Genomic DNA, 23572 nt, shown 5'->3' with positions numbered 1-23572 from the left:
CTTTCCCGCGGTGATGGTTTGACCAGACGGCACTAGGCGGACGTGCCGCTGCCCGCTGGCACCGCGAGATCGGCGGGCCCCACCCCGGCGCGCCGGGCGAGCGCCACCGCGGCCAGGGTCGAGTGCACTCCGAGCTTGCCCAGCACGTTCTGCATATGGGTGCGGACGGTGTGCGGGGAGAGGTAGAGCCGCTCGGCGACGGCCTTGCGGCCGAGCCCGGCGACCATGCAGCGCAGTACTTCCTGCTCGCGCGGAGTGAGTGACTCCACCAGCCGTTCGCTCTCGGTGCGGTGCCGGCGGGCGGCGGTCAGCTCCCGCAGCACGCCGGTGAGCAGCGCGGGAGGCAGATGGGTCTCGTCACGCAGCACACCGCGTACGACGACCAGCAGACGGGAGAGCGAGCTGTCCTTGGCCACCCAGCCGCAGGCGCCCGCCTGCAGGGCGCGGGCGGCCCGACGAGGGTCGTCGCGCCCGGCGAGCACCACCGTGCGGGTCCCGGGATGGTTGGCGCGGACCCTCTCGACCAGGCCTATGCCGTCGTAGGGGTCGGCGGTGGGCGGTGGCGTCATACGGGGGGTGTCGAGGCGCTGGTCGCGTGGTTCGGGGCCGCGCGGTGCGGGGACCTGCGGTGCGGGCGGCTTGGCGAGGGCAGGGGCGCTGGACGCCTGGGGGCTTGGCGCGTGTGCTGTGGCGGCGGCCGGGCCGACGCTGCCGAGGTCGGCGTCCACCAGCAGGACGTCGTACCGCCTGCCGTCGGCGGCGGCGCGTTCCAGGCAGCGCTGGGCGGCCGGGCCGCTGCCCGCCGCCGAGACGTCGACGTCGGGTTCGGCCGCGAGCGCGGCGGCGAGCGACTCGGCGAAGATGCGGTGGTCATCGACGACCAGAACGCGAATACGGGCCACGCGATCACTCTCCCCCTTGGCAGGTGGCGGACGGGCGCGGGTCGACACCTTGGCCGCGGGCGCCGCTCCACAGCCGCGCGACCGCCGTCGTGCGGTGCTGCCTACCCTGGCCGCGGGCGCCGTACCCGCGTGCCTCACCCCCTGATCGGTGTCGGCCCCCACCGGCACCACGAAAAAGCGTAGGGCGAATCACCGACAATCGGGGCCGGAACACCGAACTCGGGCGGGTGACGGTTGCTTTTGGCGTGAAGGGGCGTGAAAGGCGGAGCGTTTGCGAGCCCGAAGTGCGGCCCGTGGACGCCCGCACGCATGCGCCCATGGACGGCATTCGGCCACCCGGTGCCGACGCGAGGCGAAGCGCGGCGGCGGCCGTGCGTGCCCGGCGCCCCCCCGGGGGGGCGCGTACGAGAAAGTACGCGCTTGTCCGGTGACGCGGTAAGCGGCGCGTGAGGGTATCCCGCGCGCCTCCCCGGGACGGCGCCGCCAACCCCTTTGCGCGGTAGGGGATTTCGGGTGCGCCGTCAGTCGATGCGGCGAGCGCCCGCGCCGGGGACGGCGGTGAAGACTCGCGGCGCCAGATGATTCTCCGCGGCGAAGGCGCCGGTGATCGCCTCGGTGACCTTGTCGGTGGCCGCGTCCTCGACGAGGGCGATCGCCGAGCCACCGAAGCCGCCTCCGGTCATCCGGGCACCCAGCGCACCGGAGGACAGCGCCGTCTCCACCGCCAGGTCCAACTCGGCGCAGGAGATGCGGAAGTCATCCCGCAGTGAGGCGTGTCCGGCCGTCAGCACGGGACCGATGGCGCGGGTGTCGCCGGCCTCCAGGCGTTCGACGACCTGCTCCACCCGGTGGTTCTCGGTGACGATGTGGCGGACCAGCCGTCGCAGCCCGTCGTCCGCCAACCGGCCGAGCGCCGCGTCCAGCTCGTCGTGCGGGATGTCGCGCAACGCCACCACGCCCAGGGCCGCGGCCGCCTCCTCGCATCCGCGCCGCCGCTCGCCGTACGCCCCGTCGCTGTGGGCGTGTTTGACGCGGGTGTCGACGACGAGCAGGCGCAGGCCTTCGGCCGCGAGGTCGAAGGGGATCTGTCGCTGCGAGAGGTCGCGGGTGTCCAGGTACAGGGCGTGCCCCGGCTGGCAGCAGGCGGACGCGGTCTGGTCCATGATGCCGGTGGGCGCGCCGACGAAGACGTTCTCGGCGCGCTGGCACAGCCGCGCCAACTGCCAGCGCTGCAGCCCCAGTTCGTACAGGTCGCTGAGCGCCAGTGCGGTGACGACCTCCAGTGCGGCGGACGAGGACAGTCCGGCGCCGACCGGGACCGTGCTGTCGTAGTGGATGTCGGCGCCGGTGATGTGGTGGCCCGCGCCGCGCAGGGCCCAGAGCACGCCCGCCGGGTACCCGGTCCAGCCGTCGGCCGTTCCGGGCTCCAGGTCCGCGATCCGCAACTCGGCCACCGGCGCGGGGGCGTTGGAGGAGTGCAGGCGCAGCAGGCCGTCGGTCCGCCGGGAGACGGCGGCGGTCGTGGTGTGCGGCAGGGCGAAGGGCATCACGAAGCCGTCGTTGTAGTCGGTGTGTTCACCGATGAGGTTGACGCGTCCGGGGGCCGCCCAGACCCCTTCGGGGTCGGCCTGGTAGACCCTGCGGAACTCGCTCTGCGTCACTTTCCGTGCTCCTTCGCGAACTCCCACGCGTCTTCGACGATCGAGGCGAGGTCGGCGCGGGATGGTTTCCAGCCCAGCCGGGTGCGGGCGCGTTCGGCCGAGGCGACGAGTACCGCCGGGTCGCCGGCCCGGCGGGGCGCGACGACTTCCGGGATCGGGTGTCCGGTGGTCTTCCGTACGGTTTCGATGACTTCGCGGACGGAGAAGCCGTTGCCGTTGCCGAGGTTACAGATGAGGTGTTCGCCGCGCTCGACGCTGCGGCGCGCGGCGTCTCCGCTGAGGGTGGTGGTGGGCGACGGGCGGGCATTGCCGTGACGCGCAGCGTCTCCGTTGAGGGTGGTGGTGGGCGACGGGCGGGCCGCTTCGAGGGCGAGCAGGTGGGCTTCCGCGAGGTCGGCGACGTGGATGTAGTCGCGGACGCAGGTGCCGTCCGGCGTGGAGTAGTCGTCACCGTAGATGGCGATCGATTCGCGTTTACCGGAGGCCACTTGCAGAACCAGCGGGATCAGATGCGACTCCGGGTTGTGCCGCTCGCCGTACGGCCCGTAGGCGCCCGCGACGTTGAAGTACCGCAGGGAGACGGCGGCCAGGCCGTGCGCCGCGCACTCGGCGCCGATCATCTGGTCGACGGCGAGTTTCGACGCTCCGTACGGGCTGGTCGGAACGGTCGGGTCGGTCTCGGTGATGGGGACGGACGCCGGTTCGCCGTAGGTGGCGGCGGTGGAGGAGAAGACCAGGGTGCGCACATCCGCCCGGCGCATGGCGTCCAGCAGGTCCAGCGTGCCGCCGACGTTGTTGCGCCAGTACTTCTCGGGGTGCGCGACGGACTCGCCGACCTGGGAGAAGGCGGCGAAGTGCAGTACGGCGCCGTACGAGGGGTCGAGGACGTCGCGGGCGTCCTGGATGCGGCCCTCGATGAACTCCGCGCCCGCCGGAACCCCTTCGCGGTGCCCGGTGGACAGGTCGTCGAGGACGGTGACCTGGTGTCCCGTCTCCAGGAGATGCGCGGCGACGACGCTGCCGACGTAGCCTGCCCCGCCGGTGACGAGAATCTTGCTGGCGCTGCTGCTCACTGCTGTTGTCCTGCCTTCTTCCGTGCCCGGCCCACTGGTCGTCCGGCTGCCCGCACCGTAGTGGTGCTCACTGGGGGCGGGCTGTGTGCCGGCTGTCGTATCCCGGTGTGGCGATCTCGCGCAGTCGCGCGGCGGCGGCTTCCGGGGGTACGTCGTTGATGAACACGTTCATGCCGGACTCGGAACCGGCGAGGAACTTCAGCTTGCCGGAAGTGCGGCGGATGGTGAAAAGCTCTAGGTGGAGGGCGAAGTCCCGGCGGTGTTCATGGCCGACCGGCGCCTGGTGCCAGGCGGCGATGTACGGGGTGGGGGGCTCGCCGGTGCCGAAGATCCGGTCGAAGCGCCGCAAGAGCTCCAGGTATATGTGCGGGAACTCGGCGCGGGCGGCCTCGTCCAGACCGAGCAGGTCGGGGACGCGCCGGTTGGGGTAGAGGTGGACCTCGTACGGCCAGTGCGCGGCGTGCGGGACGAAGGCCGTCCAGTGGTCGCCGGTGATCACCAGGCGGTTGCCGTCGGCTCGTTCGGCGGCCAGTACGTCGTCGAAGAGGTTGCGGCCGGTGCGTCCGCGGTGTGCGGCCACGGAGTGGAGCATGCGGTCGGTGCGCGGGGTGGTGAACGGGTAGGCGTAGATCTGGCCGTGCGGGTGGCTGAGGGTGACGCCGATCTCCGGGCCGCGGTTCTCGAAGCAGAAGACCTGCCGCACACCGGGGAGTTGGCACAGTTCGGCGGTGCGGTCGGTCCAGGCGTCGAGGACCAGGCGGGCCTGGTCGGGGGTGAGGTCGGCGAAGGAGGCGTCGTGGTCGGGGGTGAAGCAGACCACTTCGCAGCGCCCGGCGCCGGGGCGGTGGGCGAGCAGACCGCCGGGGTCCTCGGCGGTGCGCGCACCCGGTCCGCCGGTCAGCGAGGGGAAGCGGTTCTCGAAGACGACGACGTCGTAGTCGGATGCGGGGATCTCGCTGTGCCTGCCGTCCCGGGAGGGGCACAGCGGGCACTCGTCGGCGGGCGGGTGGTAGGTGCGGGTCTGCCGGTGGGAGGCGACGGCGACCCATTCGTCCAGCAGCGGGTCGTGGCGGATCTCGGAGGCGGTGGTGGTGGGCTCCAGCGGGCGGCGGTCGACGGCGTCGCGCACCGCGTCGTCACGGGCGTCGTAGTGGACCAGTTCGCGACCGTCGGCCAGCCGGGTCGTCGTCTTCTTCACCCGCTGAGCTCCTCACTTCCACTCCAAACAGAATCCAACACAATGAAGCACGACCCAACAGTCCCCGTCAACGGCGAGGCGCATAGCACCCAGAACGGGGCAATCTCGCCACTCCGATCACGATCCAACAAAGAACTTCACCAGGCCTGTTCATTTTCCAAACATCCGGCGTTACGTTCAGGCGATTCCGTCCACGATGCCGCCAGAAGCGAGACCACCTATGCCTTACCTGGCCGATGGGCTTCGGCTCCCCACCAATGGACTGGACTACGCGATCCTGGTGATCTACTTCGCGGTAGTCCTCGGCATTGGTTTCGCTGCCAAACGCAGCGTGAAGACCAGCCTCGACTTCTTCCTCTCCGGAAGGTCACTTCCCGCCTGGGTCACCGGCCTGGCGTTCGTGGCCGCCAACCTCGGTGCCACCGAGATCCTGGGCATGGCAGCCAACGGCGCACAGTACGGCGCCTACACCGTCCACTGGTACTGGATCGGCGCGATCCCCGCGATGGTCTTCCTCGGCCTGGTGATGATGCCGTTCTACTACGGCTCGAAGGTGCGGTCGGTGCCGGAGTTCCTGCTGCACCGCTTCGACAAGAACGCGCATCTGCTCAGCTCCGTCCTGTTCGCCCTGTCCGCGGTACTGATCGCGGGCGTCAACCTGTACGCCATGGCGATCGTGGTCCAGGCCCTGCTCGGCTGGCCCATCTGGGTGGCGATCCTGGTCGCCGGACTGTTCGTGCTCGTCTACATCACGGTCGGCGGGCTGTCCTCGGCGATCTACAACGAGGTGCTGCAGTTCTTCGTGATCCTCGCCGCGCTCATCCCGCTGGTCATCGTCGGCCTCAAGCGCGTCGGCGGCTGGCACGGCCTGACCACCACCCTGGACCACTCGCACGGCCACAACTTCGTGACCGCCTGGGGCGGTACGGCGATCGGTGAGACCAACCCGCTGGGCGCCAACTGGCTGACCATCGTGCTCGGTCTCGGTTTCGTGCTCAGCTTCGGCTACTGGACCACCAACTTCGCCGAGGTGCAGCGCGCGCTGTCCGCCAAGAACCTCTCCGCCGCCCGGCGCACCCCGCTGATCGCGGCGTTCCCGAAGGTGTTCATCGTCTTCGGCGTGCTGATACCGGGCCTGATCGCGGCGGCCATCGCGCCCAAGATCGGCACCCCCGGCTCGAACCTGACCTACAACGACGCGATCCCGCTGCTGATGCAGGACCTGCTGCCCAATGGTGTGCTGGGCATCGCCGTGACCGGACTGCTGGCCGCGTTCATGGCGGGCATGGCGGCCAACGTCTCCTCGTTCAACACCGTGTTCACCAACGACATCTGGTCGCGGTACGTCAAGCGCGGCGAATCGGACGCGTACTACCTGCGGTTCGGCCGGATCATCACCGTCATCGGGGTCCTGGTCAGCATCGGTACCGCGTTCCTGGCCTCCAGCTTCGGCAACATCATGGCGTATCTGCAGACGCTGTTCTCGTTCTTCAACGTGCCGTTGTTCGTGGTCTTCATCATCGGCATGTTCTGGAAGCGGACCACGGCACAGGCCGGATTCTGGGGACTGCTCGCGGGCACCGTCGCGGCGATGGTCAACTACTTCTACATCTACAAGCAGCACGTCATCGCCATCCCCAGCGACCAGGGCGCCAACTTCGTCTCCGCGATCGTCGGCTTCGTCGCCGGAGCGGTGGTCATGGTCGCGGTCAGCATGGTCACCAAGCCCAAGCCGGAGGAGGAGCTCGCCGGGCTCGTCTACGGGACCCGCTCGCCGGGTATGGAGGAACCGCCCGCCGAGGGCGACGAGGCCTGGTACCGCAGGCCCGCGCTGCTGGGCACCGCCGCGCTGGTCATCGCCGCGGCGTTGTACGTCCCGTTCTCGTTCTGACGTCCCTTCGGCCCAACGCGTAGGAGCAACGCACCATGAGTGACTATCAGCACGAGGTCGAGGAGCTGGAGCGCAAGTCCGCGACGGCGGCCCGCCTCTTCGACGTACGCCGCATCATCGGCGGTCTGTTCGTGGTCTACGGCGTGATCGTCACGATCGCCGGGATCACCGCCTCCGATGCCGACATCCACAAGGCGCAGGGCATCAACATCAACCTGTGGACGGGACTCGGCATGCTGCTGCTCGGTCTCGCCTTCCTGGTCTGGCTGAAGCTCAGCCCCACCACGCCGCCGCAGGGTGACGACGCCGAATAGCGGTGGCGGTCCGACCGCGGGCCGCGGGACCCGGCGGTCAGCCGCCGGGCTGGCCCGCGGCCCGGTCGAGCAGTCCGGTACGGGCCGCGAGGGCCGCCGCCTCAAGACGTGATCCGACGCCGAGCTTCATCAGTACCCGCTGCACGTGGGTGCGGGCGGTGCTCGGCGCGATCCCCATTCCGGCTGCGATCAGCCGGGTGTCCTCGCCCTCCGCGACCCGTACCAGCACCTCGACCTCGCGCGGGGTGAGCATCTGCAGCAGCCTGCTGCCCTCGTCGTCGGGCTCCGCCGCCGGGTGCAGCAGTTCGGCGAACGCCCCCTGGAGCAACTGCGGCGCGACCGCGACCTCCCCGGCCCGCGCCTTGGCCATCGCCCGCTCCACGCCTTCGATGCGCTCGTCGTGGCGTACGTAACCGGATGCCCCGGCGGCGAACGCGGCGGCGATACCGCGCGGGTTGGGCACCGGCCCCAGCACGATGACCGCGATCGCGGGACGCTCACGCTTGATCCGCGTCACGGGGTCGAACACGCCCGGCTCGGCGGGCGTGGACGTGCCCATCAGGCACACCTCGGGTGCCCGCGCGATCGCCAGGTCCGCCGCACCCGAACTCGGCGCACCGGCCGCGAGCACCCGGTGCCCACGCAACTTCAACGCGGAGGCCAGCGCCTCCGCGAGCAACCGGTGGTCGTCGACCACCACGATCCGTACGCCCATCTGGGCACTCCCCCATTCCCCGCGAGCCCCTCCCGGCGTCCCGCCCACGCCACACCCCCTGCGGCCCCGGGTATAGCCCCGGAAGCTACACGCTTGTTCGACATACCGCGCCCCATACCCGTCAGAAGCATCCCCGTATACCGAAAATCCCTCCCTACCTGGCCGGTTCATGCGCGAAACCGTCCGGATGGGTTCGGAACATGCGACAGAAAGTCCGTTTCTGTCGCATGCCGATAGGGAGATGTCGCTACACCGCCACTCCCCCGTCAACCCGACACGAACGGCCGCCCGGCCGCCCGCACTTGGGGTGCGGGCGGGCCGGGCGGCCGTGGGTGCCAGGGAGGTGCGGGCAGGGTCAGTGCAGTGCGCCGATGAGGTACTTGTCCAAGCCGCCGCTGTAGATCTGGGTCATGGACATCGCCAGGGTGTTGTTGTGCCACCCGAAGACCACGTCGTTCAGACCCGCGGAGTCCAGGTCGTGCTCCTGCTGCTGGGTGGAGTCGTCGAACGTCGTGTACGTGGACAGCGCCCCGTTGGACACGTCGACCTTGAGGACCTTGCCTGCGTGTTCGAAGTCGGACTTCTGGTAGGCGATCAGGGAGTTGCCGTCCATGGTCACCAGATCCATGGTGTTGTCCCCGCTCTTGGAGAGCCACTTGCCGTTGCCGTCCGACAGGTTGAACGCCGCGATCTCGTTGGTGGACCTGACCGAGCTGCTGCTGCCGGAGTGCTCGGTGGTCGCCATGTAGAGCGTGCCGCCGGACACGGCGACGTTGGTGCACGGGGTCATCCTGTTCGGCGGGCAGCTGACCGCGTACTTGCCCTGGCCCGAACCGCCCTTGCCCAGCGAGATCTTGCCGCCGAGCCGACCGCCGTCGATGCTCCAGATGTCGGTCATCGACAGGTCGCCCGCGCTGATGCCGACGACCACCGGGTTGACCGAGACCACGCTGACCACCTGCGTACCGGCCGGGGCGTCCCACGTCCACTTGGGCTTGCCGGACATCGGGTCGATCAGGGAGACGTGGTTGTTCTTCTCCGAGTCGCCACCGCAGTAGTACACCTCGACCATCTGCGAACCACCGGCGAAGCCCTTGTCGTTGCAGTCGGAGCCGTTGTTGGAGTGCCACAGCGGCTTTCCGGTGCTCACCTGGAACGACGCCGTCTGGCTCGATGCCTCCAGGGCGAGCACGTCACCGCTGATCGCCATGTCCGTGTAGTCGAGGATGGAGCCGGCGGAGAGGCCGAGAGGCTTGTTCCACGCCATCTTGCCGGTCGACGCGTCGATGACCATCACGTTCTCGCAGTGCGCTCCGTACTGCACGGCGATCTTGTTGTTCACGATGTCGTTTGCGGCGTCGCAGGTCTTGCCCGACGGGGACGGCACCGTCCAGTGCTGCTGGCCGGAGCCGAGGTTGTACGCGGTGACGGCGTTCGGCGTCTGCTTGACGACATCGTCGCCGCTGAACCACATGCCCGGTGTGGCGGCGATGTTCTGGTCCTTCGTCACCGTGGGTGCGGGCACCGTCCAGGCGACCTTGCCCACGGCGTTGTGCGGGCCGTTGTCCCCGGAGCCGGGGTTGGTGCCGCCCGAACCACTGGCCGTGGGCTTCGAGTTCGGCCCGTTCCCCGACGACGTCAGCATCCACACGCCACCGGAGATCGCCAGCACCGCCGCGACGATGCCCGCGATCACCCCGGCCAGCTTGCCGCCCGACAGGCGGTTGCCCGAAGGGGCGCCGGGCACGCCCGGGTAGGGCGGCTGCTGCGGTTGGCCGTAGAGATTGCCGCCCCAACCCTGCTGCGGCATCGGCTGGGTCGCCGGCTGCTGGGCGTACGGGGACTGCTGCTGCGGATAGCCGTACTGCGGCGGCGGCTGGTACGGGTTCTGGCCGCCCTGGGCCGGGGGCTGCTGCGGGTAGCCGTAACCGGGCTGCGGCGGATAGCCGTACTGCGGCTGGCCCGGAGGCGGCGGGGGCTGCTGCGGCTGGCCCGGAGGAGGCGGCGGCGGTGCCTGCGGCGGCTGACCCTGGGGTGCGGGCGGCGGCGGAACGGCCGCGCCCGCCATCTGGGTCGGCATCTCGTGCGGCGCGGCCGGGGACTGCGGCCGGTCCGCCGGTGGTTCCGGCGCTGCGGACGCGCCAGGATTTCCAGGACCGCCAGGCGGCTGGGACATGAGCGGTTTCCCCCGTATGCGTCTGTAGGCCCGCCCAGGGCAGACCTCGTACTCGTTAAGGCTTGGGATCAAGCGGGCACTCTTTGTATCACCCGATACGGACACCGCAGCGGGCCGGTCCGATCGCGTAACACCGCCGTTATGCCCGCGCCAACCCCCTCCACGAGGCCTTTACACCTCGTCCGCCAGCTCCAGCCAGCGCATCTCCAACTCCTCGCGCTCATCACGCAGTCCACGCAACTCGGCGTCCAGCTTCGCCACGTTCTCGAAGTCCGTGGGGTTGTCGGCGATTTGGGCGTGCAGCTTCGCTTCCTTCTCGCCGATCTTGTCGAGTTGGCGCTCGATCCGCTGCAGTTCCTTCTTCGCGGCGCGGGCGTCGGCCGCCGACGACTTGCGCTTGGCGGGGCCCGCGGACGCGGTGGTGGCCGACGCGGCCTCGATCGCGGCACGCCGCCGCTCCAGGTACTCGTCGATGCCGCGCGGCAGCATCCGCAGCGTCGCGTCGCCGAGCAGCGCGAACACCCGGTCCGTGGTGCGCTCTATGAAGTAGCGGTCATGGCTGATCACCACCAGCGATCCGGGCCAGCCGTCCAGCAGGTCTTCGAGCTGGGTGAGGGTCTCGATGTCCAGGTCGTTGGTCGGCTCGTCGAGGAAGAGGACGTTCGGCTCGTCCATCAGCAGCCGCAGCAACTGCAGTCGGCGCCGCTCACCGCCGGACAGGTCGCCGACCGGTGTCCACTGCTTCTCCTTCGTGAAGCCGAACCGCTCGCACAGCTGCGAGGCGGTCATCTCCCGGCCCTTGCCCAGGTCGACGCGCTGCCGTACCCGCTCGACCGCCTCCAACACCCGCCAGTTCGGGTCGAGTTCGGCGACCTCCTGTGAGAGGTAGGCGAGCTTGACCGTCCTGCCGACCGTCACCCGTCCGCCCGCGGGCTGCCGCTCGCCGCCGGAGTACGCGGCGTCGGCGAGCGCCCGCAGCAGCGAGGTCTTGCCCGCGCCGTTGACGCCGACCAGGCCGATCCGGTCGCCGGGGCCCAGCTGCCAGGTCAGGTGCTTGAGCAGCAGCTTGTCACCGGCGTTGACGGTCACGTTCTCCAGGTCGAAGACCGTCTTGCCGAGCCGGGAGTTGGCGAACTTCATCAGCTCGGCGGAGTCCCGGGGCGGCGGCACATCGGCGATCAGCTCGTTCGCCGCCTCGATGCGGAAGCGCGGCTTACTGGTACGCGCCGGGGCGCCCCGGCGCAGCCACGCCAACTCCTTGCGGGCCAGGTTCTGCCGCTTGGCCTCCTCGGTGGCGGCGCGGCGCTCGCGTTCGGCGCGGGCGAAGACGTAGTCGGAGTAACCGCCCTCGTACTCGTAGACCTCGGCGCGCTGTACGTCCCACATCCGGGTGCACACCTGGTCGAGGAACCAGCGATCGTGGGTGACGCACACCAGTGCGGTGCGCCGCACCTGCAGGTGGGCGGCGAGCCAGGCGATGCCCTCCACGTCGAGGTGGTTGGTGGGCTCGTCGAGCACCAGCAGGTCCTGCTCGGCGATGAGCAGCTTGGCCAGCGCGATGCGGCGGCGCTCGCCACCGGAGAGCGGGCCGATCACGGTGTCCAGGCCCTGTGCGAAGCCGGGCAGGTCAAGGCCGCCGAACAGCCCGGTCAGTACGTCCCGGATCTTGGCGTTGCCCGCCCACTCGTGGTCGGCGAGGTCGCCGACCACCTCGTGCCGGATGGTGGCCGCCGGGTCGAGCGAGTCGTGCTGGGTGAGCACGCCGAGCCGTAGATCACTGACATGGGTGACCCGGCCGCGGTCCGGCTCCTCCAGCTTGGCGAGGATGCGGATGAGAGTGGTCTTGCCGTCACCGTTGCGGCCGACGACGCCGATGCGGTCGCCCTCCGATACGCCGAGGGATGTGCCGTCGAGCAGGGTACGGGTCCCGTACACCTTGCCGATGGACTCGGCGTTGACGAGGTTGACTGCCATTTTTCTCCATGCGTGGCGACTGCGTCGGGCTTTCCAGCGTACCGATGGGCGCGGGTGCGCCAGGGTGGCGGCCGCGGGACCGGGGGTCTGGGGGCTTGCCCCGGACAAATCCGCCGCAGCGGCGGGGTAACCCCCACGGCGTGGCCCGGCGGTGCCAAGCCAACCGCGGCCCCGAGAGCGTCAGCCCACGACCATCGCCCCCGGGGCCGGACCGGAGGTCACCCGTACCGCGCGGCAAGTGCCGGAGGCCAGCAGCGCTTCGGCGACGGCCTCGGCGTTCTCCGGGTCCTTGGCCAGAAAGGCGCAGGTGGGGCCGGAGCCGGAGACCAGAGCGGCCAGGGCGCCGCCCGTGCTGCCCGCGCGCAGGGTGTCGGCGAGGGAGGGGCGCAGGGAGACCGCGGCGGCCTGGAGGTCGTTGGCCAGGGCACCGGCGAGGGCGCCGGTGTCCCCCGTGCGCAGCGCGTCCAGCAGCGCCGGGGAGGGCTGCGGGTCGGGCAGCTCGACCGCGGTGCAGCCATGGCCGGACGCCTCGCGAAGGCGGTCGCACTCGCGGTAGACGGCCGGGGTGGACAGGCCGCCGTCGGCGACCGCGAAGGCCCAGTGGAAGGTGCCGCCGGTCTCCAGGGGTTCGAGCAGTTCGCCGCGCCCCCGGCCGAGCGCGGCGCCGCCCACCAGACTGAACGGCACATCGCTGCCCAACTCCGCACAGATCTCCAGGAGTTCGGTGCGGCTCGCGCCGGTACCCCACAGCGCGTCGCAGGCGAGCAGCGCCGCCGCACCGTCCGCGCTGCCGCCCGCCATGCCGCCCGCGACGGGGATGTCCTTGGCGATGTGCAGATGCACGTCGGCGGGAACACCGCGTCGCGCGGCGAGGGCGAGGGCGGCACGGGCCGCCAGGTTGGTCTCGTCCAGCGGCACCTGGTCGGCGTCCGGGCCGGAGGCGGTGATCCGCAGCCGGTCGGCGGGGGTGGCGGTGACCTCGTCGTGGAGGCCGACGGCGAGGAAGACGTTCGCCAGGTCGTGGAAGCCGTCCGGGCGCAGCCCGCCGACGGCCAGTTGGACGTTGACCTTGGCGGGCGCACGGACGACGACGGACGCGGTCACTGGGCTGCTGCCCCCTTGTTCTCGGCGATACGGGCGAACTCGTCGATGGTCAGCGACTCACCGCGGGCCTGCGGCGACACCCCGGCGGCGGTCAGCGCCGCCTCGGCCGCCGCCGCCGATCCCGCCCACCCGGCGAGCGCGGCGCGCAGCGTCTTGCGGCGCTGGGCGAAGGCCGCGTCGATCACCGCGAAGACCTCCTCACGAGCCACCGTGGTCTTCGGCGGCTCCGCGCGCCGCACCAGGGACACCAGCCCGGAGTCGACGTTCGGGGCGGGCCAGAAGACATTGCGGCCGATCGCGCCCGCCCGCTTGACCTCCGCGTACCAGGCCGCCTTCACCGACGGGACCCCGTACACCTTCGAGCCGGGCGCGGCCGCGAGCCGGTCGGCGACCTCGGACTGCACCATCACCAGGGTGCGCTCGATGGACGGGAAGGTCTCCAGCATGTGCAGCAGCACCGGGACGGCCACGTTGTACGGGAGGTTGGCGACCAGCGCGGTCGGCGCGGGCCCCGGCAGCTCGGTGACCCGCATCGCGTCCCGGTGCACCAGCGCGAAGCGGTCGGCGCGCTGCGGTAGCTGGCCGGCGATCGTGGCGGGCAGCGCGGCGGCGAGCACATCGTCGATCTCCACCGCGGTGACCCGGTCGGCGACCTCCAGCAGGGCCAGGGTCAGCGAGCCGAGCCCGGGGCCGACCTCGACCACCACGTCCTCGGGCCGCACCCCGGCGGTCCGCACGATGCGGCGCACCGTGTTGGCGTCGATGACGAAGTTCTGGCCGCGCTGCTTGGTGGGGCGTACGCCCAGCGCGGCGGCCAGTTCGCGGATGTCGGCGGGACCGAGCAGCGGACCGGGCTCATCGGGGGCGGGGGTGGTGCTGGGGCTGGAGCTCACCGCAGAAGTTTATGCTCGCGCTCGGCGGCAGGGCTCTGGTCGGGGTCTCGGTGCGTTCGATACCACCGGTTCCCGACGCCGTGGTTGCCCGCTGCCGCGGGCAACGACGGCGTCGACCGGCGTGTCGAACCGGTCGCAACCCCGCCAGGACCCGCCCGGCTAGGACATCAGCTTGCGCCCGCACACCGGCCAGGGGCTGGCACCGCGTCGCACGTACAGCTTCTTGGCGCGGTAGGTCTGCTCGGCCGCTGGGGCGTCCTGCGGCCGACCCGTGCCGCCGAGGGCGTGCCAGGTGCGGGTGTCGAACTGGTAGAGGCCGCCGTAGGTGCCGGACGGGTCGACGGCGTTCGGCCGCCCGCCCGCCTCGCAGCGGGCGAGGCCCGACCAGTTGAGGCCGTCGGCTCCGGCGACGGAGCCGGGCCGCGCCCTGGTGCCGACGGCGATGACCTCGTCGATGGGTTCCTTCAGCACCCGGGCGGCGGTCCGCCGCGGCCTGCCCTTGACGCCGTTGACGGTCCGCTGCTCGTAGGTGACCTGGCGCACGCCGACCTCACCGGGGATCACCACCACCTCGGTGCCCTTGAACTGCGTCGGGTCCGGCTGCCTGACGGTGTGGAACGGGATCGGCTCCTCGCGGACCTGGGTGCTGCCGGTGATGCGCATGACGGAGACGGTCTGACCGTCGCGCGGATAGCTGCCCGGGTCGACGGAGGTGGTGTCCTGGGCGCCGAAGACGATGCCCGCCTCGGATGCCGCCTGGCGCACGGTGGCGGCGTTGGTGCGGACGGTGTGCTCCCTGCCGTCCGCAAGGAACGTCACGGTCCGCTCGGTGCGTACGTCGAGCCGCAGGCCCGCCCGGCCGATCGCCGCGTCTCGGGAGGCGGACAGATGGGCCCCTTCGGCCCGTACCCCGAGTTGCCGCAGCGCCTCGTCGACCGTGCGGGCGGTGGTCCACACCCGGTGCGGCTGCCCGTCGAGGGTGAGGGCGATGGGGCGGCCGTAGCGCACGGCGACATCGTCACCGTCGTGCAGTCCGGCGTCCGGGGCCGGGGCGACGATGTCGTGGTCGCCGACCGGGATGTGCTGCCGCCGCAGGAGTTCCGGCACGTCGCCGGCGAAGGTGTGCAGGGTGCGCGGGGTGCCGTCGACGGTGAGTTCGACGTCCTTCTCACCGGACAGGTACGCGCTGGTGCCCCCGGCGAGGAAGGCGACCACCAGGGCCCGCGGCAGCAGCTGGCGCAGCGGATCCGGTCGCACCGCGCGTCTGCCCCGCCCCGCCTTTCGGGTGCCCTGGCGCACGGTCCGGCCGGAGGCGGCCTTGCGGCTCTGCCGGGCGGCCGCGCGAGTTCCCTCGTACGGGGGCGGGTAGGGCGGCGGGGGCGCGGCCTGGTGGGCGGACTGGCGCGGGAGCACGGCGGTCGCGGTGCCGCCCGCGGAATCAGCGAACGGCGGTGCGGGCCGGGGTGCGACGCGGGTGCCGCGGCCCCCTCGATGACTGCCCTGCGAACTGCTCACGACGACTCCACAGGTCCGGCTCCCCCGTTGTCGGGAGGAGGACCCTAGCGAACACCGTCGCCACTCTCCAAAGCGGCTATGTCACCCCGTGTAGTGAAAATCGGGGAAGTTCGGGAAAATTACGGCGCATAGCCGAACGCCCGCGCGGTGTTGGCGCCGATGGCCGCGGCCAGCTCGTCCTCGTCGACGCCCTTGGCCGCCGCCATCGCCCGCAGCGTCACCGGAACCAGATACGGCGCGTTGGGCCGCCCCCGGTACGGCGCAGGGGTGAGGAACGGCGCGTCGGTCTCCACGAGCAGCAGGTCGAGCGGTGCGACCGCCAGCGCGTCGCGCAGCGGCTGCGCGGACTTGAAGGTGACGTTGCCCGCGAAGGACATGTAGTACCCGGCCTCGGCACAGACCTTGGCCATCTGCGCGTCGCCCGAGTAGCAGTGGAAGACCACGATCCGCGGAGCGCCCTCCTCCGCAAGCACCCGCAGGACGTCCGCGTGCGCCTCGCGATCGTGGATGACCAGCGCCTTGTCGTACCGCTTGGCGATCTCGACGTGCCGGCGGAAGGAGTACGTCTGCGCCTCGACGCCGTCGGGGCCGGTACGGAAGTAGTCGAGCCCGGTCTCGCCGACCCCGCGCACCTGCGGGAGCGCGGCGAGCGCCGCGATCTCCTCCAGCGCCGCGTCAAGGGCGGCGAGGCCGCCCGGTTGCCTGGCGCCCTGCCGGGACCAGCCGTCCGGGTCCCCGTGGACGATGCGCGGCGCCTCGTTGGGGTGCAGCGCCACGGTGGCGTGCACGCTCTCGTGGGCGGCCGCGGTTTCGGCCGCCCAGCGCGATCCGGCGAGGTCGCAGCCGACCTGTACCAGGGTGGTGACACCGACCGAGGCGGCCTTGGCCAGGGCCTCCTCGACCGTGCCGTCCTGCATGTCCAGGTGGGTGTGCGAATCGGCGACCGGTACCCGCAACGGCTCCGGGAGCGGCGGAGCCGCCGCCTTGTCCTGCTTGGGGGATCCTTGTGCCGCCATGCCCCGGAGTCTACGGACGCCGTGTCCGGGGGCGGTACGCGGGAGTGGCCGACCGGATCAGGCCGCGCGGTCCCGGTCGCGGCCGTGGCCGCGATGGAAGAGGTGGAAGAGGTCCGCGAGGCTCCAGTGGTGGCGCGGCTTGGCCGCCGAGTCGCCGGACGCACCCTGGTCGGGCCCACCGCTTTCGTAGGCGGCGTCGTGCCGCTCGGAGACGGCCCCGTACTGCTCGGGGAACGGCAGGATCATCGGATCCCAGCGGCGGGCGACGGACACCCGCCCGGACCGCATGATGCGGACCGTGTGGCCGCCGCAGTTCTGGCATACCGGTCGGGTCAGCGGCGAGGGCACTCGCGCATGACCCGCGTCGTAGTAGGTGACGGTCGTCCGACCGGTCTCGTCGGTGGTGTGCACTATGTCGTACGACTGCTCCCATCCGTGCCCGCAGCGCAAGCACGCGAACGCATAGGCCTCGTGAACGGTCTCGGCCGACGCCGAGCCGGGGGCGGGGTCTCCGTACGGGGTGCCGATGGCCTCGCTCATGGCAGCTCCTGATGCCCTCCGGACAAGGTGTCCGGAGCGGGACTTTCCCACTACCAGCGAACGCCTCTCGATGGCGCGGCGCAGCAGTGGTTCCCGTCTCTTGAGCCAGATTTGGGCTGTTTGTGGGCTGTGGCCGACGCTTTCGCCACAGCGCCTTTACCCGTCCACGTTAGACCTTTACCGCGACTTGTGACGGGCTGCCGGGGGCGCTGGTCAGCGGGCGGTTTTGGCGGCCACGACGGCGTCGAACACCTGGCGCTTCGGCACTCCGGCCTCGGCGGCGACGGCCGCGATGGCGGCCTTGCGGGCTTCGCCCGCGGACTCCCGGACCGCGACCCGGCGGGCGAGCTCGGCCGGTTCCAGCGCCTGCGGGGGCACCGCCGGGGCGCCCTCGACGACCACGGTGATCTCGCCGCGTACGCCCTCGGCCGCCCAGGCCGCCAGGTCCTTCAGCGGACCGCGCTTGACCTCCTCGTAGGTCTTGGTCAGCTCGCGGCAGACCGCGGCGCGGCGGTCCGCGCCGAAGACCTCCGCCATCGCGGTGAGGGTGTCGTCCAGGCGGTGCGGGGCCTCGAAGTACACCAGCGTGCGGCGTTCGTCCGCGACCTCCCGCAGCCGGGTCAGGCGCTCGCCGGTCTTGCGCGGAAGGAAGCCCTCGAAGCAGAAGCGGTCCACCGGCAGGCCGGACAGCGCCAGCGCGGTGAGGACGGCCGACGGCCCGGGCACGGCCGTCACCCGGATGTCGTGCTCGACCGCCGCCGCCACCAGGCGGTAGCCGGGGTCGGAGACCGACGGCATTCCGGCGTCGGTGACCAGCAGCACCCGGCTGCCCCCGGCGAGCGCCTCGACCAGTTCCGGGGTGCGGGCGCTTTCGTTGCCCTCGAAGTACGAGACCACCCGCCCGGCCGGGGTCACCCCGAGCGCGGCCGTCAGGCGGCGCAGCCGCCGGGTGTCCTCCGCCGCGATCACATCGGCCGCCACCAGCTCCGCCGACAGGCGCGGGGGCGCGTCTTCCGGGTCGCCGATCGGGGTTCCGGCCAGTACGAGGGTTCCGCTCACGCCGACCAGTGTCCCCTACCCGAGCCCGCACCCCGGCGCCCGGGGTTTTCCACCGCCGTGACAGACCGACCGACCCCGAAGGCAGCGGCAACCGGCGGAGGGCGGGCCATCCCTCCGAACACATCCGCAGCGCGGAAACCCGGCGCAGCCAAGCCGACCAGGCGCGAGGGCACGCGAAGACCGGCGGTTACGGGTGGACGGGCGGGCAATCGCCCCGACGCCGGGCGAGCTCCCCGGCGCCCGAAAGGTCCCGGTAAGGGGCGGGCGGGACGGCGATTTCCCCGAACGGCGACACCAGCGTGAGCGGAACGGTTCCCTACGATGGCTCGGTGAGCAGTGACACCGCGACTGACGCCGCACCTCCCGCGGGGGCGACTCCCGCGCCCGAGGCACCGAACCCGTGGGCGCAGCGCCTGCGCCGGTTCGGCTACGCCGGGGCCGGGCAGCGGACCGCCCGCGAACGCCTGATCGCCCCTTTCCCCGCACCGCGGACCAGGGTCTGGCAGGCCGTCGGGCTCACCCCCGCGGTAGCGGACCGGCTGGCCCGTTGGTCCGGCTGGGCCGGACCGCTGCTCGTCGCGCTGCTGGCGGGAGCGCTCCGCTTCTGGCACCTCGGCAGCCCGCGTGCGGTGATATTCGACGAGACGTACTACGCCAAGGACGCGTGGGCGCTTCTCCAGCACGGCTATGAGGGCGCCTGGCCCGACAACGCCAACCAGCTGATCCTCGGCCACCCACAGCGCATTCCGCTGGGCGTCGACCCGTCGTACGTGGTGCACCCGCCCATGGGCAAGTGGGTGATCGCGCTCGGCGAGTGGCTCTTCGGGCTGACCCCGTTCGGCTGGCGCTTCTCGGTGGCGGTGCTGGGGACGCTGGCCGTGTTCATGCTCTGCCGGATCGGGCGGCGGCTACTCCGGTCGACCGCCCTGGGCTGCCTGGCCGGTGGCCTGATGGCGGTGGACGGGCTGCAGTTCGTGATGAGCCGCACCTCGCTGCTCGACCTGATCGTGATGTTCTGGGTGCTGGCGGCGTTCGGCGCGCTGCTGATCGACCGGGACGCCTCGCGGGCCCGGTTGGCGGCCGCACTGCCGGAGGACGGCCGCCCGGACGCGCGGGCCGCGGCCGGCACCCGGCTCGGCTGGCGGCCGTGGCGGATCGCGGCGGGCGTACTGCTGGGCCTGGCCTGCGCCACGAAGTGGAACGGCGCGCCGTATCTGGCGGCGTTCGGGATCATGGCGGTGCTGTGGGACGCCGGTGCGCGCCGGGCGGCGGGTGCCCCGCACCCGTTCCGGGCGATGCTGCGGCGCGACGCGAGCCCGGCGTTCCTGTCCTTGGTGCCGGTGGCCCTGGCCACCTATCTCGCCTCGTGGAGCGGCTGGTTCGCCACGGACAACGGCTACTTCCGGCACTGGGCGGACGGCCGCGGCGGCACCTGGTCGTGGATCCCGGCTCCACTGCGCTCCCTGTGGCATTACCAGCACCAGGTGTACGACTTCAACATCCATCTGACCCAGCCGCACACCTACCAGTCCAACCCGTGGAGTTGGCTGGTGCTGGGCCGCCCGGTGTCGTACTTCTACGAGTCGCCCAAGCGCGGGCAGAGCGGTTGTACGGCCCCCGGCGGCTGTGCCCGTGAGGTACTGGCGCTGGGCACTCCGCTGCTGTGGTGGGCGGCTTGCTTGGCGCTGCTCTTCCTGCTGTTCCGCTGGGCGTTGCGGCGCGACTGGCGGGCCGGTGCGATCCTGTGCGGGGTCGCGGCGGGATACCTGCCGTGGTTCAACTACCAGGAACGGACCATCTTCCTGTTCTACGCGGTGGTGTTCGTACCGTTCCTGTGCCTGGCGGTCGCCATGATGGTGGGCGCGATGCTGGGCCCGGCCGGTGCGACCGAACGACGGCGGATGTGGGGCGCGGTGGGCGCGGGCACGCTCGTCCTGCTGATCGTCTGGAACTTCATCTACTTCTTCCCGGTCTACACCGGTATGACGATCCCGATGGACGCCTGGCGGGCCCGGATGTGGCTGGATACCTGGATCTGATGGATCTGGCGGGTTTCGGCCCGAGCATGACGCAGTGATTGCGTCCAGTTGTGGAATCTTGACCCCTTGGACACATCTGTGCCATAGAGTGCCCCCGCGTCACGCTCCTCGACGGTCGGTGCGGAGGCGATGAGTTGGGGAGGGACACATGCAGCGAGCGACCAAGGGCGTCGTGATCGGTGGTGCGGTCGCCGTGGTGGTCGCGGCTGCCGGCTTCGGTGGATATGACCTGTACCGGAGCGTGTCGAGCAAGCCGGCCGCCGACGCCGTGCCCGCCCCGAAGGTGACCCCTCCCCCGTCCGCGGCCGAAGTACGCACCGCCGCACATGACTTCCTCACCGCATGGGCGTCCGGCGATGTCGCCAAGGCCGCCGCGCTGACGGACAACGGATCTCAGGCGACCGCCGAACTGACCTCCTATCGAAGTGATCTGCACGTCAGCCGGTTGACGCTGACGGACAAGCCCGCGACCGGCGCGCGCGTCCCGTTCTCGGTACGGGCCGGTGTCTCGTACGACGGGCAGGACTCCACGTGGGACTACGACTCGGCGCTGACCGTGGTGCGGGACCCTTCGGGCAAACCGGTGGTCAAGTGGACTCCCGCGGTGCTCCACCCCAAACTGGCCGCCGGGCAGACGCTGGAGGCCGCGCCGTCCAGCACCCCGCCCCCGGTCACCGCCGTCGACCGCAACGGCCAGGTGCTGACCGCCGCCAAGTACCCGTCGCTGGCCGGGATCCTCACCGAGCTGCAGGCCAAGTACGGCAACACGCTGCAGGGCACGCCGGGCATGGACATCCGGGTCAAGGGCGCCGACGGCAAGGCGGGCGACTCGCTGCACCCGCTCTCCCAGGGCAAGCCGGGCAAGCCGCTGCGCACCACCATCGACGCCAACCTGCAGGCACAGGCGGAGAAGGCGGTCACGACACAGGGCCCGGACGCCGCGGTGGTCGCGATCCAGCCGAGTACCGGCGGCGTGCTCGCCGTCGCCGACAACCCGGCGGGCGGCTACAACAAGGCGATGATGGGCACCTACGCGCCCGGCTCCACCTTCAAGGTGATCACCGCGTCCACCCTGCTGACGACCGGCAAGGTCACCCCCGGTACGCCGCTTGACTGCCCGAAGACCATCTCCTACGGCGGGCGCAGCTTCCACAACGTGGAGGGCATGCAGATCGACAGGGCCACGCTCGCCCAGGACTTCGCGGCCTCCTGCAACACCGCGTTCATCTCCACGGCGAACGTGCTGCCCGACGGCGCGGTGGAGAACGAGGCACATGACGTGTTCGGCCTCGGCCTCAGCTGGTCGACCGGTGTGCCGTCCTGGGACGGGAAGGTTCCGGTGGGCAGCGGGTCGGAGAAGGCGATGACCATGATCGGTCAGGGCCAGGTGCAGGTGAACCCGCTGGACATGGCGTCGGTCGCGGCCACCGCCAGGTCCGGGGTCTTCCACCAGCCGGTGATCGTCCCGGTCTCGGTCGACAACCGGCAGATCGCACAGGCTCCGCAGCAGTTGCCCTCGTCGGTCGACGCGGATCTGCGCTCGATGATGGTGCTCACGGCGCGCCAGGGCACCGCCGCGCCGACCGTGGGCACGCTGAGCGGCGACGTGGGCGCCAAGACCGGCACGGCGGAGGTGGACGGCCAGACCAAGCCCAACAGCTGGTTCCTCGCCTACCGCGACGACGTCGCAGCGGCCGCGGTCGTCCCGAACACCGGCGAGGGCTACAAGTTCGCCGGAAAGATCGTCGCGGCCCTGCTTTCCGCGAACTGACCGGGGCTTCGGGGGCGAAGCCCCGGAACAGGGGCGTTCGGGGACTTCGCCCCCGGACGACCGCCCGGCCCCCAGGCAAAGCCCCAGAGCTGATGGGACGTTGGAGGCGCGGCCCCCCAGCGAGCGATCCCAAGCCCGAGGACGAAGCCTGACCGCAGATCGACAATCTCCCAGCGGCTACTCAGGTCCGGCGCGAACTCCCGGTCAGCTCGGGGGCTCGGGGACGCAGCCCCCGAACAAGGTGCCCGGGGCGAAGCCCCCGGCACCCGGCCGCGAAGCGACGTGCGACGGCCTCGCCGATGCCCTGTCCGGCGCCGGTGACCAGCACCCCGTACCCGGCGTATCGCGTCATGCGCTCAGCGTAGGCAGGACCTCACGGCGCGGACCAGAGCCTGTGCGCGCGGATCGGCGGTCACGGACTTCTGCAGTCCGTTGGTGACGTAGCCGAAGCCGATGCCCGCTTCGGGGTCGGCGAAGCCGAGCGAGCCGCCCCGGCCGGGGTGACCGAAGGAGCCGGGGGCGAGCAGCGGGCAGGACGGACCGTGCAGCATGAAGCCGTGACCGAACCGGGTGTTGACCACCAGCACCCGGTCGGGGCCGTCGGACTCCCGGCTGCGGGCGGCGGTGAGCGTCGCCGGGGTGAACAGCGGCTGGGCGCCGTCGACGCCGGTGGTGAGCGCCGCGTAGCAGCGGGAGAGGGAGCGGGCGGTGGCGATGGCGTTGGAGGCCGCCAACTCGCCGGCCTGGTAGGCGGGGTCGTTCTCGTCGACCGACATCGGGAACTGCGCCGCGAAGCGCCCCGGCTGAGGGTCGTGGTGGGCGACGGGCGGAGGGAACTGCGCCGCGGAGCGCCCCTCCTGAGGGTGGTGGTGGGAGACGGGCAGAGGGAACTGCGGCGCGGAGCGCCCCCGCTGAGGGTGGTGGTGGGAGACGGGCGGGAGTATCGCCTCGAAGGCGCGCCGGGTCAGCGACTCGGGGTCGGCGTACGCCTCGGTGACCGATCGTTTGGGCCGGGTGCGCAGGCCCGCCACGGCGGGTACCGGCGGTGGTTCCACGGCGGCGACCCGGCCGACCCGTGCGGTGCGATCCGGCGGCAGGCCGAACCACAGGTCCAGGCCGAGCGGGCCGGCGACCTCCTGGGCGAACCACTGGCCGAGGGTGCGGCCGGTGGCCCGTAGCACCAGTTCGCCCAGCAGCCAGCTGAACGTCTGCGCGTGGTAGCCGTGGTCGGTGCCCGGCTGCCACTGCGGGCGCTGCGCGGCGACCGCGCGCGGCCCGCTGACCCCGTCCAGGGCCTGGGCGACGGTGAGCGGGGTGTCCAGGGCGGGCACACCGACGCGGTGGGTGAGCAGATGGCGCACGAGGGCGCGTTCCTTGCCCGCCGCCTTGAACTCCGGCCAGTAGGTGCCGACCGGCGCGTCCAGGTCGAGCTGGCCGCGCTGGTGCAGCAGAAGCAGGCAGGCGGCGGCCGGGCCCTTTCCCGCGGACCGGATGATCTGCGCGGTGTCCCGCTCCCAGCGCGGGCCCTCGGGCTGGTCGGCCCGTGCGGCACCGGCCCACAGGTCGACGACCAGGCGGCCGTCCTGGTGCACGGCTACCGCCGCCCCCCGCTCCCCGCGCTGCTCAAACCCCTGTCGGAACGCCTCCCGGACCGGCTCGAAGCCGTCCGCCACCGTCCCGTGGACCTCCACCACTGCCCGCTCCCGCTCCTGCCCCGGCCGTGCTTCTGTC

The 23572-nt window shown here is 71.5% G+C and carries 18 protein-coding genes and 1 pseudogene; 4 read left to right on the top strand and 15 right to left on the bottom strand.

Going from position 1 to position 23572, the window contains the following annotated elements:
• Window positions 1–32: 32 nt before the first annotated feature.
• The 4 genes from P2L57_RS32725 to galT form a co-directional block, all read right to left on the bottom strand.
• On the bottom strand, window positions 33–902 hold the full coding sequence (locus P2L57_RS32725) for a LuxR C-terminal-related transcriptional regulator (protein ID WP_275820775.1): 870 nt from the start codon (window positions 900–902) through the stop codon (window positions 33–35).
• 521 nt (window positions 903–1423) lie between these two features.
• A complete protein-coding gene (galK, locus tag P2L57_RS32720) occupies window positions 1424–2563 on the bottom strand; it encodes a galactokinase (RefSeq protein WP_275820772.1) in 1140 nt (379 codons plus the stop codon).
• Entirely contained in the window at window positions 2560–3636 is a 1077-nt protein-coding gene (gene galE / locus P2L57_RS32715) for a UDP-glucose 4-epimerase GalE (RefSeq protein ID WP_275820770.1), read from the bottom strand. The genes galK and galE overlap by 4 nt, the downstream gene beginning before the upstream one ends.
• A gap of 67 nt (window positions 3637–3703) precedes the next feature.
• Window positions 3704–4834: a galactose-1-phosphate uridylyltransferase gene (gene galT, locus P2L57_RS32710; RefSeq protein WP_275820768.1), complete on the bottom strand. Its 1131-nt coding sequence runs from the start codon at window positions 4832–4834 to the stop codon at window positions 3704–3706.
• A 220-nt stretch (window positions 4835–5054) separates the two neighbouring features.
• Here galT and P2L57_RS32705 point away from each other — a divergent pair, with 220 nt between their 5' ends.
• Together P2L57_RS32705 and P2L57_RS32700 are read left to right on the top strand one after the other, a co-directional pair.
• Window positions 5055–6725, top strand: a complete 1671-nt coding sequence (locus tag P2L57_RS32705) for a sodium:solute symporter family protein (RefSeq protein WP_275820766.1) — start codon at window positions 5055–5057, stop codon at window positions 6723–6725.
• Window positions 6726–6760: 35 nt separating this feature from the next.
• Entirely contained in the window at window positions 6761–7039 is a 279-nt protein-coding gene (locus P2L57_RS32700; protein WP_275820764.1) for a hypothetical protein, read from the top strand.
• A gap of 37 nt (window positions 7040–7076) precedes the next feature.
• On the opposite strand, the gene P2L57_RS32695 is transcribed toward P2L57_RS32700, so the two are convergent.
• From P2L57_RS32695 to rsmI, 9 genes are all read right to left on the bottom strand, one after another.
• Entirely contained in the window at window positions 7077–7754 is a 678-nt protein-coding gene (locus P2L57_RS32695; protein WP_275820762.1) for a helix-turn-helix transcriptional regulator, read from the bottom strand.
• Between the two features lie 355 nt (window positions 7755–8109).
• Complete coding sequence (locus tag P2L57_RS32690) at window positions 8110–9834, bottom strand: outer membrane protein assembly factor BamB family protein (RefSeq protein WP_275820760.1); 1725 nt, start codon at window positions 9832–9834, stop codon at window positions 8110–8112.
• Window positions 9835–10101: 267 nt separating this feature from the next.
• The gene (locus tag P2L57_RS32685; protein WP_275820758.1) at window positions 10102–11904 is read right to left on the bottom strand and encodes an ABC-F family ATP-binding cassette domain-containing protein; all 1803 of its coding nucleotides are present in this window, start codon (window positions 11902–11904) and stop codon (window positions 10102–10104) included.
• A 180-nt stretch (window positions 11905–12084) separates the two neighbouring features.
• On the bottom strand, window positions 12085–13008 hold the full coding sequence (locus P2L57_RS32680) for a 4-(cytidine 5'-diphospho)-2-C-methyl-D-erythritol kinase (protein ID WP_275820755.1): 924 nt from the start codon (window positions 13006–13008) through the stop codon (window positions 12085–12087).
• The gene (rsmA, locus tag P2L57_RS32675) at window positions 13005–13901 is read right to left on the bottom strand and encodes a 16S rRNA (adenine(1518)-N(6)/adenine(1519)-N(6))-dimethyltransferase RsmA (RefSeq protein ID WP_275820753.1); all 897 of its coding nucleotides are present in this window, start codon (window positions 13899–13901) and stop codon (window positions 13005–13007) included. The genes P2L57_RS32680 and rsmA overlap by 4 nt, the downstream gene beginning before the upstream one ends.
• A gap of 159 nt (window positions 13902–14060) precedes the next feature.
• Window positions 14061–15416 (bottom strand): resuscitation-promoting factor, encoded by a 1356-nt coding sequence (locus P2L57_RS32670; RefSeq protein ID WP_275820751.1) that lies wholly within the window; start codon window positions 15414–15416, stop codon window positions 14061–14063.
• Window positions 15417–15535: 119 nt separating this feature from the next.
• A complete protein-coding gene (locus tag P2L57_RS32665; RefSeq protein WP_275820749.1) occupies window positions 15536–16432 on the bottom strand; it encodes a TatD family hydrolase in 897 nt (298 codons plus the stop codon).
• 57 nt (window positions 16433–16489) lie between these two features.
• Window positions 16490–16972 carry a hypothetical protein gene (locus P2L57_RS32660; protein WP_275820747.1) on the bottom strand — a complete coding sequence of 161 codons (483 nt, stop codon included), beginning with the start codon at window positions 16970–16972 and terminating at the stop codon, window positions 16490–16492.
• Between the two features lie 213 nt (window positions 16973–17185).
• On the bottom strand, window positions 17186–18031 hold the full coding sequence (gene rsmI / locus P2L57_RS32655; RefSeq protein ID WP_275820745.1) for a 16S rRNA (cytidine(1402)-2'-O)-methyltransferase: 846 nt from the start codon (window positions 18029–18031) through the stop codon (window positions 17186–17188).
• 329 nt (window positions 18032–18360) lie between these two features.
• Here rsmI and P2L57_RS32650 point away from each other — a divergent pair, with 329 nt between their 5' ends.
• Both P2L57_RS32650 and P2L57_RS32645 read left to right on the top strand, forming a co-directional pair.
• Entirely contained in the window at window positions 18361–20070 is a 1710-nt protein-coding gene (locus tag P2L57_RS32650) for a dolichyl-phosphate-mannose--protein mannosyltransferase (RefSeq protein WP_275820743.1), read from the top strand.
• A gap of 148 nt (window positions 20071–20218) precedes the next feature.
• A complete protein-coding gene (locus P2L57_RS32645; RefSeq protein ID WP_275820741.1) occupies window positions 20219–21841 on the top strand; it encodes a penicillin-binding transpeptidase domain-containing protein in 1623 nt (540 codons plus the stop codon).
• A 268-nt stretch (window positions 21842–22109) separates the two neighbouring features.
• On the opposite strand, the pseudogene P2L57_RS32640 reads toward P2L57_RS32645, so the two are convergent.
• Both P2L57_RS32640 and P2L57_RS32635 read right to left on the bottom strand, forming a co-directional pair.
• Window positions 22110–22193: pseudogene (locus P2L57_RS32640) on the bottom strand (oxidoreductase); the annotation flags it as partial.
• A gap of 4 nt (window positions 22194–22197) precedes the next feature.
• Entirely contained in the window at window positions 22198–23532 is a 1335-nt protein-coding gene (locus P2L57_RS32635) for a serine hydrolase domain-containing protein (protein ID WP_275820840.1), read from the bottom strand.
• Window positions 23533–23572: the final 40 nt, after the last annotated feature.

This window comes from Streptantibioticus ferralitis (genome assembly GCF_029223525.1).
In the GTDB taxonomy this organism is placed as follows: Bacteria; Actinomycetota; Actinomycetes; order Streptomycetales; family Streptomycetaceae; genus Streptantibioticus_A; species Streptantibioticus_A ferralitis.
This window is presented reverse-complemented; position numbering and strand designations above follow the sequence as displayed.